We start from the raw sequence: 13000 nt of genomic DNA, 5'->3' as shown, positions 1-13000 counted from the left end.
TAGCCCGCTTGACATCAATCAATAACTCGCCGTCGGGATGAAGGTCCCTAGCCGAAAGGCGGGGGCCGCCATCACCCGATGATCAGTTACCATTCGAAGCAACAGTCGTGCGGATGGACGCTGCGCCGATTCCGGTTTATCGTGGCCGGAAGACTCACCTCGACCACCGCGACGCACCCGCTCCCAGGCCAACGGCGGCCCGGGCCGGGGCCATAGCCCAGATTTCCCGCGACCTTACCGGAACTCCCCTGATGGACTTTTTCCCGATTTTCCTGAAGCTCAATGACCAAACCTGCCTGGTGGTGGGCGGCGGCGATGTCGGCCTGCGCAAGGCCCGGCTGCTGCGCGCCGCCGGAGCGCATGTCACCGTCGTCTCGCCGGAGCTGTCGCCCGCCATGGCCGCCTATGTCGCCGCCGAGGGTCTGCATCACCGCGCCGAGACCTACAGCCCGCGCTGCCTGGACGGCATGCGACTGGTCTATGCCGCCACCGACAGCGAGACCGTCAACCAGACCGTCTACCGCGACTGCGAAGCCCGCGGCATCCTGATCAACGCCGTCGACCAGCCGGAAATCTGCCGTTTCATTACGCCGTCCATTGTCGACCGCTCGCCGGTTGTGATTGCAGCTTCAACGGGCGGCGCGGTGCCGGTACTGGCCCGCCACCTGCGCGCGCGGCTGGAAACGCTGATCCCCGCCGGTTACGGCGACCTGGCGCGCGTGGCCGGGGAATTCCGCGCGGCGGTGAAGGACAAGCTGCCCGACACCACCGCCCGCCGCCTGTTCTGGGAAGAACTGCTCTCCGGCCCCTTCGCCGAGCGCGCCATGAACGGTCAGGCCGACGCCGCCCGCCTGCTGGCTCAGCAGGCGCTGGCAACCGCCGATGCCGCGACACTGATGAAAGGCGAAGTGTTCCTGGTCGGGGCCGGTCCCGGCGACCCCGACCTGCTCACCTTCCGCGCGCTGCGGCTGATGCAGATGGCTGATGTGGTGCTGTACGACAACCTCGTCTCCGACGCCATCCTCGACCTGACCCGCCGTGACGCCGACCGCATCTACGTCGGCAAGAAGCGCGCCGACCACGCCGTACCGCAGGAAGACCTGAACCTGTTGCTGGTGAAGCTGGCGCAGGAAGGCAAGAAGGTGTTGCGGCTGAAGGGCGGCGACCCGTTCATCTTCGGGCGCGGCGGCGAGGAGATTGAAACGCTGGCGGAACACGGCATTCCCTTCCAGGTGGTGCCGGGCATCACCTCAGCGGCCGGAGCCAGCTGTTATGCCGGAATTCCGCTGACTCACCGCGACTACGCGCAGGGCGTCACCTTCGTCACCGGCCACCGCCGCGAGGGCGAGCAGGTGCTGGACTGGACCAGGCTGACCAATCCCTGCGAAACTCTGGTGGTTTACATGGGCATAACTCAGGCCCCATCGATTGCCGCAGAACTGATGGCCAACGGCCGGTGCGGCGACACCCCGGTGGCCATTATAGAGAAAGCGACGACACCGCAGCAGAAGGTGCATATCGGTACGCTGGCGACCTTGGGCGAGTTAATAGCAAACGCCTCCGTAAAGCCGCCGGCGCTGCTGATCATCGGCGATGTGGTGAAGCTGCATGACAAGCTGAAATGGCGGGGCGACGGCAGTTAATGTCGCTCCAGGACACGGACAGGCTTCAAGCTTTGGAAACGTACTGTTAACATGCTGGCCATCTTTGAAAAACAGGCAAAGGAATCCCTATGAAAATCCCCCTGATCGCCGCCCTGTGGCTGCTTACCGCCGCATCGGCCCAGGCCGAGATTTATCAGTGCATGATCGACGGCGTGAAATCCTTCAGCCAGCAGCCCTGCGGCGCGGACGCAAAGACCGTGACCACCAGCAATGCCGTGCGCAAGATCACCATCCCGGTGGTCATTGACGAAAAGGCGGCGGAAGAAATCTGCAACCTGATGACCGGCGCCTGGGACATGGCCGCCGTTCGCAGCCGCAATACCGGCAAGGGTCGCATCGACACCGAGACGCACACCTTCGCCAAGGATGCCGGCGACCTCGACAAGGAGATGCTGGGCAAGCAGGTGATGCACTTCATGAAGGAGCGCATCGCCAACTATCAGGAATTGCAGAAGTCGAATCCTTTCTTCCTGATGACCCTGACCATGACCAGCGCCATCATGGTGGGTTCGGCCACCCGTGAACCCAATCCCGACTCGGCCACCTTGCGCAACTTCAGAGCCAAGTGCGTGCCCCAGTTCATCAAGAAGTCCTGAGTGGCGGGGCCTTTGCCCCGCTGCATCGGATTTGACTCTACCGTCGTCGTTCACCTTGGCAGGCGTTTGCTTATGGCCCTTGAAATAGAGCGCAAATTTCTCGTCACCGGCAGCGACTGGCGCACACCCGATGGCGTGCCCTACCGTCAGGGCTACCTCAACCGCGACAAGCAGCGCACGGTGCGCGTGCGCATCGCCGGAGAGAAGGCCTTCCTCACCATCAAGGGCGTCAGCACCGGCGCGACTCGGGTGGAATTCGAGTATGAGATTCCGGTGAGCGAAGCGACGCAGCTGCTGACCCTGTGCGACGGGCCGCTGATCGAGAAGACCCGCCGCCGGGTGACAGTGGGCGCGCATGTCTGGGAAGTGGATGAATTCCACGGCGACAATGCCGGGCTGGTGGTGGCGGAGATTGAGCTGGGCAGCGAGGACGAAACCTTCGAACGGCCGGACTGGGTGACGGTGGAAGTAACCGAGGATGCGCGGTATTACAACTCGAATCTGGCGGTGAGGCCGTTCAAGGAGTGGCGTGAATCATGAGCATGGGCCCTTTCCACGACGGCTGGACCACGGATGACGTGGAAGCCGTGATCGCACGCGGCAATCCCCACGAGCTGCTGTATGCTCCCATTGTGGCCAGCCTGAACGCCGCCGATTGCCCGCCGGGCTGGGCGGAAGCCGTCTGTGTGCGACTAGCGACACATCCCGACCCACTGGTGCGCGGTAATGCCATCATGGGCTTCGGGCATATCGCCCGCACCTGCGGCAAGCTGGACATGACCGTGGTGGGGCCGTTGATGACGGCGGCGCTGCGCGATCCGGAGCCGCATGTACATGGGCAGGCCGATGAAGCCTGCGGTGATTTGCGGGTGTTTTTGGGGGTGGAGGTGGAGCGGTGACTGGCCTCCAATGACAACCCCCTTGTCCCCCCCGGCCCTCACCTTTCCCCCCGCAAACCCGCTATTCTCCTCTCATCTCCCCGACTCCGACCGGAAGGCCACCCCATGTCCCAAGACTGGCTGTACCTTGACGCCAAGACCCTGCTCGCCCGCCTGAAAAAAGGCGAGATCACCAGCCGTGCGCTGGTGGATGCCTGTTACGCGCAGATCGACGCCCGCAATCCGTTGATCAACGCCGTGATTGCCCAGGACCGCGACGCCGCCCGCCGACGCGCCGACGAAGCCGATGCCGCCACCGCGCGCGGTGAAAGCTGGGGGCCGCTGCACGGCCTGCCGATGACGCTGAAAGACACCTACGAAGTCCCCGGCCTGCCCTGCACCGCCGGGTCGTCCAGCCTGAAGTCACACATGCCGAAGAAGGCCGCCACCGCCGTGCAGTCGCTGCTGGACGCCGGAGCCATCGTCCTCGGCAAGACCAATGTGCCGCTGTTCGCCAGCGACATCCAGAGCTACAACAAGCTGCACGGCACTACCCACAATCCGTGGAACGTCGACCGCACGCCCGGCGGCTCCTCCGGGGGCGCGGCGGCGGCGCTGGCGGCCGGCTTCACGCCGCTGGAACTGGGCAGCGACATTGGCGGCTCCATCCGCACCCCGGCGCATTTCTGCGGCGTCTACGGCCACAAGTCCACCCAGGGCATCGTGCCCTTGCGCGGCCACATCCCCGGCCCACCCGGCACCACCGCCGACCCCGACCTGGCCGTGGCCGGCCCCATGGCGCGCAGCGCCGACGACCTGCAGCTGATGCTGGATGTGGTCGCCGGGCCTTCCCCCAGCCAGCAACCCGGCTGGCAGTTGAAGCTGCCAGCGCCCAAGCAAAAGAAACTGGCCGATTTCCGCGTGCTGCTGTGGATTGACGATCCGCTGTGCCCCATCGACCACGACATGACTGCGTTGTATCTGGAGATGAAACAGCGGCTGGAAGCGACCGGCGTCTCCGTGACTGTCGGCGCGCCGCTGGGCATGACGCTGGACACCTTCTACCCGCTGTACCTGAACCAGCTGGGCAGCGTGATTGCACTGGGACAACCGAAGGCGGCGCGCATGGCGATGAATCTGGCCGCACCGGTGGTGACGAAACTGGGCAAGTACGTGGGTTTTGCGGAGCGTTTCGAGCATTTCATGTCTGGCGCCGGGCAAAGCTTTGCCGACTGGAAGGTGGCCCATGAGCGCAGCTGCCGCCTCACCGAGAAATTCCAGCGCGTCTTCGCCGACTATGACGTGATCCTGATGCCGCCCGCCGCAACCACGGCGCTGCCGCACCAGCAGAAACCGGAAATGGTGCAGCGCAAGATCACTGTCAACGGCGTCAAGCGCAACTACACCGACATGTTCATGTGGATTGCCCCGGCGACGCTGATGGGCCTGCCCGCCACCAGCGCGCCGCTGGGGCAGACGCCGGAAGGCCTGCCGGTGAATGTGCAGATCATGGGCGACAGGTTCCAGGATAGGACGACGATCAAGTTTGCCGGGTTGCTGGCGGGGGTGATGGGCGGGTTTGTGAAGCCGAAAGGGTATTGAAACCGCGATCAATCCGTTGGCCCTGTAGGTCGGGCTTCAGCCCGACAACACTCTCCGACCGGAGGATGGTTGTCGGGTTGAAATCTGGCCTGATCTGGACGATGGGCGGTTGTCGGGTTGAAACCCGACCTACATCAAACGGAAACCGGCTCCACCTTCTCCCCTTCTTCCGTAATGAAATGCTTCTCGTAGCAAGGTGTCTCCGCAGGCAACCGCACCCACGGCACCTTGGTCTCCGTAAATAAATGACAGGTCACCGCAAACTCATCGCGCACATCGAACGACCCCGCCGAAATCACCTGGATGCCCGGTGCGCGGGTAATGCGCGACCCCACCCGCGTGCCGCAGCGCCCGCAGAACTGCGTGGTGATCGTGCGCCCGTGCGTGGGTGAGAGATAATCAAAGGTCTGCATGGCCTCGCCGCTGAATTCCACCTGCCGGTGCTTGAAGAACACCGGCATCTGGAAGGCCGTGCCGGAGGATTTCTGGCAGTAATTGCAGTGGCAGACATAGGCCGCCACCGGCTGGCCGGTGATGCGGTAACGGACGGCGCCGCACAGGCAGCCGCCTTCGTGAATCTCGGACATGGTTATTTCCATCAGGACTTTATTCCGGGAGCTTATGCTTTTACGCCCTCACGGGGAACCATATCTGCTCCAAAGGTGTGGCGACACTGGCGGGATTATTTATGATAACTTTCCAGAATACTCTTGGGATCATGCAAAAAAAATGAGCAAGGAAGGCGCGAATCGAATCCATCATGGCATTTTACTGACCGACACCCTGGAATTTGCCATCGGCCCCAAACCGGTATTTCACAGCCTGCGGGTCGGGTTCTGGCTGATATTGGCCGTCTTGTTCAGTTCGATTGGCATCGTGACAGGCCGCTTCAATGATGTTGCCTGGTTGGTTCTAGTGGGCATACCCGTGTTTCTGGCGGCCATTGCTGCCAATAAATCGCTCATGGCCACGCCGGCCCTGCATATCGACCTGACACCGACTCACATCATCCTTCCCGACACCAATGACTCCCGAGGCGATAAGTACGTTGAATTGCCTTATTCCGCTATCTTGAACGTCGCAGCGACGCCAAGTCCAGGCCAGAAGATCATTGTGATAACACATGCAGGCGGCATGATCCGGCTTTCGGAAAAAGTCTTCCCGGATCGTGATTTCGACATATTCCATTCCGAACTGCTCCGGCGGGTCAAGGCCGCTTCCGTCAAGCCAGCTGCGTCCACCCGCCCCGCTTCACCGGTGGCCCCTCAGTCAACTACAACAAATACAAGATCAGAATCGGACCAACAGTCTGTGAATCCCGCACAGGAAGCCCTGCGCCGTTACATTCGTGACCATCAGGCAGAAGACCCCCTGATGGGCCCGAAAATGGGGGGCCGCGAAGTTTCCCTTCAGATCATGACGATGCTGAAAACTGAACGGGGTGTGAATATTGACTATGCTCTATCCATGCTTGGCGCTCTGGCGGGATATGCTTGCCAGGCTGGCATCTTTTCCGATCACGATGAACTCGTCCAACATGGGGTGGTCCCGGTGACCGACAAAGACGGACGGCAGTATCTGTTTGGGGATGCCGTGAACCGGCTGCTTGTGGCGACACCTGACTGCCTATGGAATTATGTCGCCGGAGCCGCGCAAGGGCTGGGTTATCAGAATGTCCAGTCGTTTGATTTGAACTCCATTTTCAGCCATGTCGCAAAAACCGTCGGTGACCGCAGCTTCGGTGTGCCCCGCTGGCTTCCTGAACATCAGGCCCCCGATATTCCGATCAATTGCCTGATCCATTTCTGGCCCAAATTCCAGGGCATCGCCGAATTCTTCTGCCTGAATCCAAAACAGTGGCATATCATGTTCGCCTTCGCCATCCACGAACTGATGACTCAGGCACGTTCCGTATTGCCACCGGAGGTTGCAGTTCATCTGGTGATGGAAAGCGCGATCCCGATGGCGAAAGTGGATTTGTCTTCCTTCCGGAAACATCAGCCTTCACCCCACGGTTATTATTATGAGAAGGGTGGAACAGCATAAACAGGTCAACAAGGAGCAGTCTGCCTTGAATGACCGTGGCTGCTCCTCTTTTTCCATCGGGAACCAGTACGCCCCCGGTTAACTGGCGCCCTGTGGCAACCCTGCCACCATACCGCCGATAATCCGCACCGCATTCTCCACCATCTGGTCCAGTGTCAGCCGGTAGCCGTCCAGCATCCAGTGCATGGCCGCATAGGCCAGCGCGCCCACCAGTGACAGCCCCAGCATGTCCAGCTGCTCCTCCGGCAGGCCCGCCGCCGTCACCACCGGCCCCGCTCCGCCAATAATCATCCGCCCGAACACCCGGATGTTCTCCTGATAAACCGCATCCACCGCCGGACTGACGCCCATCACCTCCAGCAAGGTGGCGCGGGCAAAGAGCGGGTCGCGGGCATGCTCGAAAAAAACCCGGACTCCGGCGGCGGCCATGGCGTCAATATCCGGTGCGGCCTGCTGCATGGCCGTCAGTATTCCTGCCTGGCATTCGCCCATCAACCGCTGGTAGACCGCCATCAGCAGCGCCTCGGTGCTGTCAAAGGACTCATAGAAATAGCGGTTGCTGAGCCCAGCTTCCGCACACAGCGCACGCACGGTAGCGGCGCGGTAACCGGCCGACCCTATAAGCCGCACCCCGGCCTGGATGAAGCGCTCCCGCCGTTCGCTGACCCGCACGTCATGTTCGCGGCCGCCATAGGGACGTTCGAGGGTGGGCGGGGCGGAAACCGGAAGAGTCATGGCGTCGACTGACAATGGCTGGGATGCCGCCACTATACCGGAAACGGCCACCGAAACCCAAATTTGACAACACTCGTTATCAGATATAATCTGACAACAGCTGATTTCAGATTACAGCCCTTCCCGGCTCTGCGAGACGACCATGACCCAACGACTTGATGTGGAATTCCTTTCCGGCGGCGTCACCTGCCGCGCCTGGCTGTACCTGCCCTCTTCCGACACGCCGCGTCCCGTCATTGTCATGGCGCACGGGCTGGGCGGTACCAAGGTAATGCGGCTGGATGCCTTCGCCGAACGCTTCAGCGCGGCGGGCTACGCCTGCCTGGTCTTCGACTACCGGCACTTCGGCGACAGCGACGGCCAGCCACGGCAACTGCTGGACATCGGCAAGCAGCTGGAAGACTGGCAAGCTGCCGTCGCTTACGCCCGGAACTGCCCGCAGGTGGATGGCCGCCGGGTCATCCTCTGGGGAACCTCGTTCAGCGGCGGGCACGTGCTGAGCACCGCCGCCGCCCTGCCGGGCATCACGGCGGTGATCTCGCAATGCCCGTTCACCAACGGCCTGGCGTCCGGGCTGGCGCTGAACCCGGTCAGTTCGTTGAAAGTCACCGCGCTGGCCCTGCGCGACCAAGTGGGCGCGTGGCTGGGTGCGAACCCGGTAATGGTCAGCACGGCGGGCAAGTCCGGTGAAGCGGCCCTGATGACCGCGCCGGACGCCGTACCGGGGTATCTCGGCTTGCTCTCCGCCAGCGACGCCCCGGTCTTCCGCAACGAAGTGGCGGCGCGCTTCGGCATGCAGATCATCCGCTATTTCCCCGGGCTGAAAACGCCGAAGATCCCCTGCCCGGTGCTGTTCTGCGTCTGCGACACCGACACGGTCGCCCCCGCCAAGCCGACCCTGTTCCACGCCCGCCGTGCGCCGAAAGGTGAGATCAAGCGCTACCCGGACGGGCATTTCGACATCTACGTCGGCGAGGCCTTCAAGCGCGTAGTGAAGGATCAGATCGCCTTCTTGCAACGGCATGTGCCGGTCTGACCCACCCGTAACCCTTTCCCGGATAACACCTCATGGCCAAATACGACATCTCCAATCTAACCATCGCCATCACCGGCTCCACCGGCGGACTGGGCTCCGCACTGGCGAAAACCCTGCATGCCAAGGGCGCAAAACTGGCGCTGCTGGACCTGGACGGCGCGGCGGCGCAACAGCAGGCGGCATCGCTGGGCGGACCAAGCCGCGCCCAGGGCTGGGCAGTGAACGTGCGCTCCATGGAAAGTCTGGAACAGGCGATCAATGACGCTGCCGCGCATTTCGGCGGGCTGGACATGGTGATCGCCAACGCAGGCATCACCGAGATGGAAGCGCTGGTCAACGGCAGCGAAGCCGCGTTCACCCGCGTCATCGACATCAACCTCAACGGTGTGTGGCGCACCTTCAAGGCGGCCATTCCGCATGTGCGGCAGCGCCGGGGCTACCTGCTGGCGATCTCGTCGATGGCGGCCTTCATCCACTCGCCGCTGCAATCGTCCTACGCCGCCAGCAAGGCAGGCGTGTGGGCAATGTGCGACAGCATCCGGCTGGAACTGCGGCATATGGGCGTAGGCGTGGGCAGCGTGCATCCCACCTTCTTCCCCACACCGATGATGGACGGCGTGTTTGCCGACGAGGCCGGCAACCGGATCTGGGACGGCAACAAGGGCGGCATCTGGAAGATGGTGACGCTGGAGTCGGTGGTGGCTGCAATTGTGGAGGGCATCGAGCAGCGCAGCGACATGATCGTGGTCCCGAAGCGCATCGGGCTGATTGCCCGCGCGCCGGGGGTGTTCCGCAAGGCGGTGGAGGTGCTGGGGTTCAGGGATAGTGAGATTGAGCAGGCGGTGACGGCGGCGGGGAGGCGGTAAGTTTTTGAAGGTAACCTGCCTGGCGTAGGATGGGTTTAGGCACGAAACCAATTATTTTTAATTAAATCAACGTGATGGGTTTCCTGCGTCAACCCATCCTACTTGACTATCTGGGATGTATCGGCGCTGAAGACAACTTTCCCTCCAGCGCCGCATCCAGGGGGATTCCCACGCTATTGAGAACCCCCGCCAGCCCCTCGTAAAAACCGATCAGCATGAGAATTTCCAGCAGCAAACGCTCGGAGAAATGTGCATTCAGCATCTTCCACGTGCTGTCCGAGATCATGCGCTCCTTATGCATTTCGTCGCATGCTTGCAACAAAGCGGCTTGCCGTTGGTCCCAGCCTTCAGCTTCCGGACCCCGTGAAATTCCGGCTATTTCCTCGGCTGTCAGCCCGGCGCGCATACCGATATCAACGTGTTGTCCCCACTCATAACGGGCGCGGCAGTTCCAGCCGACACGCAGAATGCAAAGCTCGGTATCTCTGCGGTCCAACTCGCCAAAAGGCATCATGGTCGACGCAAAGGACAACATTCCACGCATAATGCGCGGATTTTTCATCATTAACAGCCACAAATTGGCAGCATCCAGACGGCCGATCTGCTTGATCAACCCGATTTGAAGCTTTCGCCACGGGTTTGCAGATCTTTGATCCGGTAAGGAAATCCGTGGCCGGGAGGGTATGCGCCAGCCGCCGGGCGGCGTCAGTTGTTTATCAACCGGGGTAGTCATAGGGTGGTCTCCGGGTAAAGTTCAATCAATCCGCACATAAGCGCTTCGGACCAAGTCAATCCCTGTATCTGAATGAGCATGGCTTGACGCCCGATTCATAACGGGACATGTCCCGCGCCCTGCCCAAGGTGTTGTTGTAAGGCGCTTGCCGTTGCAGGTAATTCACCAGCCAGGCCGGAACCGGTGCACCGCCCGGTTCGACATAGCCCTCCGTCCTTTCAAAGGATCTACCGTCCTCCAGCGGCATAAGACGAGTCACTACTTCCCAGGCGGGAATACGGACCACGCCGGGTATGGCGGGAATGTAATCCGGCGCATCGCTGAAGGTGACCCCCAGCCAGCCACTCTTGGCATTGAATGGCGAAATGACCACATGGAGCACGACATCACGGTCCGGCACACCCAGTGGCGCATTGAACCTGACGTACATGAAGAACTCCGTGTCCGATATCCGTTTCAACAGCCGGCTTTCCACAGCGTTCATGAACCATTTCTTGAAATTGTCGGCATCCAGCAAGTGGCAAGCCGAGGCATCAAACGAACTGTCATAACGGGCCTCGGCCTTGAACGAGCGGTAGCGCCTGCCTTCATCCCGCTTGTAGTAAGTGAAGATGTCATGCCGTTTGTCCGATTTCACCACCAGCCACTCCCCGCTTCTCAACGGAGCCAGTTCTGCAAAGTCTTCATTCATGGCCGCCCGGGCCGGAACGGCCGCCATCGCCGTGGTGAACATCAGCATCTTCATCATTCTTGTCATGTCATGCACTCCGCGAAATCATCAACAAAGGCCGGACGGTGATATGCCCGCAAGCGACCACAGTGAGCGGCCGGCTTCTGTTCCGAATGATATTTGAAATACTTTCATTTATGAAGTATTTTCATTATTGATCGCGGATTCGCCGACAAACGGCAAGATCCACCGCCAGCCGCAACCTCAGGCGGCTTCCAGCGGCGGCAGGTACTCAATGGCGGACAGGGGGAAGTCCGGCGCATCCTTTAGATCCAAGGGCAGGCGGGCAATCCGCTGCGCCTCCTCCGGCGGCAGCCCCAGCATCATCAGCGCCTGTTCCGCCACCTGCTCAATCACCTCCGACTCCACCTGCCCCAGAAACAGGTCCATCAACACCGCCAACACCCCGCCCGCAATCATCGAGGAGATCACCGGCTCTTGCGCCACCGTGAAGCGCCCGGCGACGATGCCTTCCTTCATGTCACGCGTGAAGCCCTGCCGCGTCTGGTAAACATAGCGGGTCATCGGCAGCCCGCTGAGGAACAGCATCCGGCCGAAGGTATTGCCCGGCTTCATCCAGAACAGGGTCTGGCGGATGGACGCGGCCATGATTTCCGCCGGGTCGGTGAGTCCGTGCGTAATCCGCTCCATGGAACGCAGGAAGGCTGAAATCAGGATCTCCACCACCGCGTCCGCCACTTCCTCACGGGTGCGGAAATAGTTGTAGATGGTGCCGAGCGCCACGTCGGCGCGTTCGGTCAGGGGCTGGATGCCCAGCATGGTAAAGCCCCCTTCCAGCAACAGTTCCTGGGCCGCCGTAAGCAGACGTTCACGGGTGCGGTCACGTTTGCGGATTGTCATCGATATCTCCCCGTTCGTCGGCTCAACCAATTTCACGTCAAAATTTATTTGAAACTTTTTCATAAATGAAATAGTTTCACTAAACGAGATCATACATCAGGAGCCAGGCCATGTCCTCATCCCATAACACCCAAGAACAACTCGCCCGAATCCGCGCCGTACAAGCCCGCGCTGACAACCCCGTCTGCAAGGTCAGCGGTCTGGCGTCCATCCGGCTGTCCCGCCCGGACCTGACCGAAGCCGTACGCTTCTTCACCGACTTCGGCCTGAGCTGCATCCACAACGACGGCAACCTGGCCTTGTTGCGCGGCACCGGCGACAGCACCGCCAGCGTGGTGATCGAGCGCGGCCCGGCGCGCTACCTCGGGTTCAGCCTGACCGTGGACAGCGCGGACGACCTGCAGCGGCTGGCGGCGGCCCACGGGGTCAGCGTGGCGGACAACCATCCGCAGCGCGGCGGGCAGGTGATTGTACTGCGCGACCCCGACAATCTGGTCGTGGAAGTCATGCACGGCTGGACACACCTGCAGGAGCTAATGCATTCCGAAGTCATCCCGGCCAACCGTCCCGGTCACAGCCCGCGCATCAACCGCACGGTGCGGCTGGACTACAAGCATCCCCCCCGCATTTTCCGGCTGGGGCATACGGTGATGGGGGTGACCAACTTCGTCAACAGCCTGGGCTGGTACCAGCAAAATTTCGGCTTCATCGTCTCGGATTTCCAGATGATGGACAATGATCCGATACCGGTGGTGGCGTTTATCCGCTGTGACCGCGGCGATACCCCGTCCGACCATCACACTCTCGCCATGGGGTCTGCCGTGGAGATCGGTCATATGCACACGGCTTTCGAATTACCGGACATGGATGCCGTGGTGGCCGCCGGGGTCGTGCTGAACCGCCGCAAGCATCACCACACCTGGGGCATTGGCCGCCACATCCTCGGTAGCCAGATTTTTGATTACTGGCGCGATGAACAGGGCGACATGTTCGAACACTACGCCGACGGCGACCTGTTCGACGCGTCCGTGCCGACCGGATATCACGCCTTCGGCGGCGACGCCATGCACCAGTGGGGACCGGACCTCAGCGCCGATATGGCGGGCAAGATTCCTTCCCTGCACCTGGTGCAGACCGTGGTTTCCCGTCTGCGCAACCGCAGCGGCGACGACCTCAGTTTCCGCCGCCTGAAAAACCTGATCCGTCATGCCGGTTGATGCCGGTCCCGACCAACGCCCAACGGAGTTCGTTCC

General features: G+C 61.5%; 14 protein-coding genes. 9 read left to right on the top strand and 5 right to left on the bottom strand.

What is annotated here, in order from left to right:
- Positions 1-251 precede the first annotated feature (251 nt).
- From cysG to Q7T36_RS09195, 5 genes are all read left to right on the top strand, one after another.
- Complete coding sequence (gene cysG / locus Q7T36_RS09215; RefSeq protein ID WP_304847023.1) at positions 252-1643, top strand: siroheme synthase CysG; 1392 nt, start codon at positions 252-254, stop codon at positions 1641-1643.
- Positions 1644-1732: 89 nt separating this feature from the next.
- Positions 1733-2260 (top strand): DUF4124 domain-containing protein, encoded by a 528-nt coding sequence (locus Q7T36_RS09210; protein WP_304847020.1) that lies wholly within the window; start codon positions 1733-1735, stop codon positions 2258-2260.
- Positions 2261-2332: 72 nt separating this feature from the next.
- Positions 2333-2800, top strand: coding sequence for a CYTH domain-containing protein (locus Q7T36_RS09205; RefSeq protein ID WP_304847017.1), 468 nt, complete (start codon positions 2333-2335; stop codon positions 2798-2800).
- A complete protein-coding gene (locus Q7T36_RS09200; RefSeq protein ID WP_304847014.1) occupies positions 2797-3159 on the top strand; it encodes a hypothetical protein in 363 nt (120 codons plus the stop codon). The genes Q7T36_RS09205 and Q7T36_RS09200 overlap by 4 nt, the downstream gene beginning before the upstream one ends.
- Positions 3160-3264: 105 nt before the next feature.
- Positions 3265-4740 carry an amidase gene (locus Q7T36_RS09195; protein WP_304847012.1) on the top strand — a complete coding sequence of 492 codons (1476 nt, stop codon included), beginning with the start codon at positions 3265-3267 and terminating at the stop codon, positions 4738-4740.
- Positions 4741-4874: 134 nt separating this feature from the next.
- Here Q7T36_RS09195 and Q7T36_RS09190 read toward each other — a convergent pair whose 3' ends face one another.
- Positions 4875-5327 (bottom strand): GFA family protein, encoded by a 453-nt coding sequence (locus tag Q7T36_RS09190; RefSeq protein WP_304847009.1) that lies wholly within the window; start codon positions 5325-5327, stop codon positions 4875-4877.
- A 142-nt stretch (positions 5328-5469) separates the two neighbouring features.
- Between Q7T36_RS09190 and Q7T36_RS09185 the strand changes: the two genes are divergently transcribed.
- Positions 5470-6786, top strand: coding sequence for a hypothetical protein (locus tag Q7T36_RS09185; RefSeq protein WP_304847006.1), 1317 nt, complete (start codon positions 5470-5472; stop codon positions 6784-6786).
- A 78-nt stretch (positions 6787-6864) separates the two neighbouring features.
- On the opposite strand, the gene Q7T36_RS09180 is transcribed toward Q7T36_RS09185, so the two are convergent.
- Entirely contained in the window at positions 6865-7521 is a 657-nt protein-coding gene (locus Q7T36_RS09180) for a TetR/AcrR family transcriptional regulator (RefSeq protein ID WP_304847003.1), read from the bottom strand.
- A gap of 142 nt (positions 7522-7663) precedes the next feature.
- Here Q7T36_RS09180 and Q7T36_RS09175 point away from each other — a divergent pair, with 142 nt between their 5' ends.
- Together Q7T36_RS09175 and Q7T36_RS09170 are read left to right on the top strand one after the other, a co-directional pair.
- Positions 7664-8557 (top strand): alpha/beta hydrolase, encoded by an 894-nt coding sequence (locus Q7T36_RS09175; protein WP_304847000.1) that lies wholly within the window; start codon positions 7664-7666, stop codon positions 8555-8557.
- Positions 8558-8589: 32 nt separating this feature from the next.
- Positions 8590-9423, top strand: a complete 834-nt coding sequence (locus Q7T36_RS09170; protein ID WP_304846997.1) for an SDR family NAD(P)-dependent oxidoreductase — start codon at positions 8590-8592, stop codon at positions 9421-9423.
- Between the two features lie 106 nt (positions 9424-9529).
- On the opposite strand, the gene Q7T36_RS09165 is transcribed toward Q7T36_RS09170, so the two are convergent.
- The 3 genes from Q7T36_RS09165 to Q7T36_RS09155 form a co-directional block, all read right to left on the bottom strand.
- Positions 9530-10156, bottom strand: a complete 627-nt coding sequence (locus tag Q7T36_RS09165) for a carboxymuconolactone decarboxylase family protein (RefSeq protein WP_304846994.1) — start codon at positions 10154-10156, stop codon at positions 9530-9532.
- Positions 10157-10211: 55 nt separating this feature from the next.
- On the bottom strand, positions 10212-10913 hold the full coding sequence (locus tag Q7T36_RS09160; protein WP_304846991.1) for a hypothetical protein: 702 nt from the start codon (positions 10911-10913) through the stop codon (positions 10212-10214).
- 177 nt (positions 10914-11090) lie between these two features.
- Positions 11091-11747 carry a TetR/AcrR family transcriptional regulator gene (locus Q7T36_RS09155; RefSeq protein ID WP_304846988.1) on the bottom strand — a complete coding sequence of 219 codons (657 nt, stop codon included), beginning with the start codon at positions 11745-11747 and terminating at the stop codon, positions 11091-11093.
- Between the two features lie 110 nt (positions 11748-11857).
- On the opposite strand from Q7T36_RS09155, the gene Q7T36_RS09150 reads away from it, so the two are divergent.
- Positions 11858-12964: a VOC family protein gene (locus tag Q7T36_RS09150; RefSeq protein WP_304846985.1), complete on the top strand. Its 1107-nt coding sequence runs from the start codon at positions 11858-11860 to the stop codon at positions 12962-12964.
- Positions 12965-13000: the final 36 nt, after the last annotated feature.

Origin of the sequence: Fluviicoccus sp., from assembly GCF_030646115.1 — a bacterium.
Taxonomy (GTDB): Bacteria; Pseudomonadota; Gammaproteobacteria; order Pseudomonadales; family Moraxellaceae; genus Fluviicoccus.
Note: the sequence above shows the minus strand (reverse complement) of the source record. Positions and strands in the feature narration are given on the sequence as shown.

Excerpts from the sequence above, each read along its gene's own strand:
- cysG (WP_304847023.1), top strand. The coding sequence starts at position 252 with ATGGACTTTTTCCCGATTTTCCTGAAGCTCAATGACCAAACCTGCCTG.
- Q7T36_RS09210 (WP_304847020.1), top strand. The coding sequence starts at position 1,733 with ATGAAAATCCCCCTGATCGCCGCCCTGTGGCTGCTTACCGCCGCATCG.
- Q7T36_RS09205 (WP_304847017.1), top strand. The coding sequence starts at position 2,333 with ATGGCCCTTGAAATAGAGCGCAAATTTCTCGTCACCGGCAGCGACTGG.
- Q7T36_RS09200 (WP_304847014.1), top strand. The coding sequence starts at position 2,797 with ATGAGCATGGGCCCTTTCCACGACGGCTGGACCACGGATGACGTGGAA.
- Q7T36_RS09195 (WP_304847012.1), top strand. The coding sequence starts at position 3,265 with ATGTCCCAAGACTGGCTGTACCTTGACGCCAAGACCCTGCTCGCCCGC.
- Q7T36_RS09190 (WP_304847009.1), bottom strand. The coding sequence starts at position 5,327 with ATGTCCGAGATTCACGAAGGCGGCTGCCTGTGCGGCGCCGTCCGTTAC.
- Q7T36_RS09185 (WP_304847006.1), top strand. The coding sequence starts at position 5,470 with ATGAGCAAGGAAGGCGCGAATCGAATCCATCATGGCATTTTACTGACC.
- Q7T36_RS09180 (WP_304847003.1), bottom strand. The coding sequence starts at position 7,521 with ATGACTCTTCCGGTTTCCGCCCCGCCCACCCTCGAACGTCCCTATGGC.
- Q7T36_RS09175 (WP_304847000.1), top strand. The coding sequence starts at position 7,664 with ATGACCCAACGACTTGATGTGGAATTCCTTTCCGGCGGCGTCACCTGC.
- Q7T36_RS09170 (WP_304846997.1), top strand. The coding sequence starts at position 8,590 with ATGGCCAAATACGACATCTCCAATCTAACCATCGCCATCACCGGCTCC.
- Q7T36_RS09165 (WP_304846994.1), bottom strand. The coding sequence starts at position 10,156 with ATGACTACCCCGGTTGATAAACAACTGACGCCGCCCGGCGGCTGGCGC.
- Q7T36_RS09160 (WP_304846991.1), bottom strand. The coding sequence starts at position 10,913 with ATGACAAGAATGATGAAGATGCTGATGTTCACCACGGCGATGGCGGCC.
- Q7T36_RS09155 (WP_304846988.1), bottom strand. The coding sequence starts at position 11,747 with ATGACAATCCGCAAACGTGACCGCACCCGTGAACGTCTGCTTACGGCG.
- Q7T36_RS09150 (WP_304846985.1), top strand. The coding sequence starts at position 11,858 with ATGTCCTCATCCCATAACACCCAAGAACAACTCGCCCGAATCCGCGCC.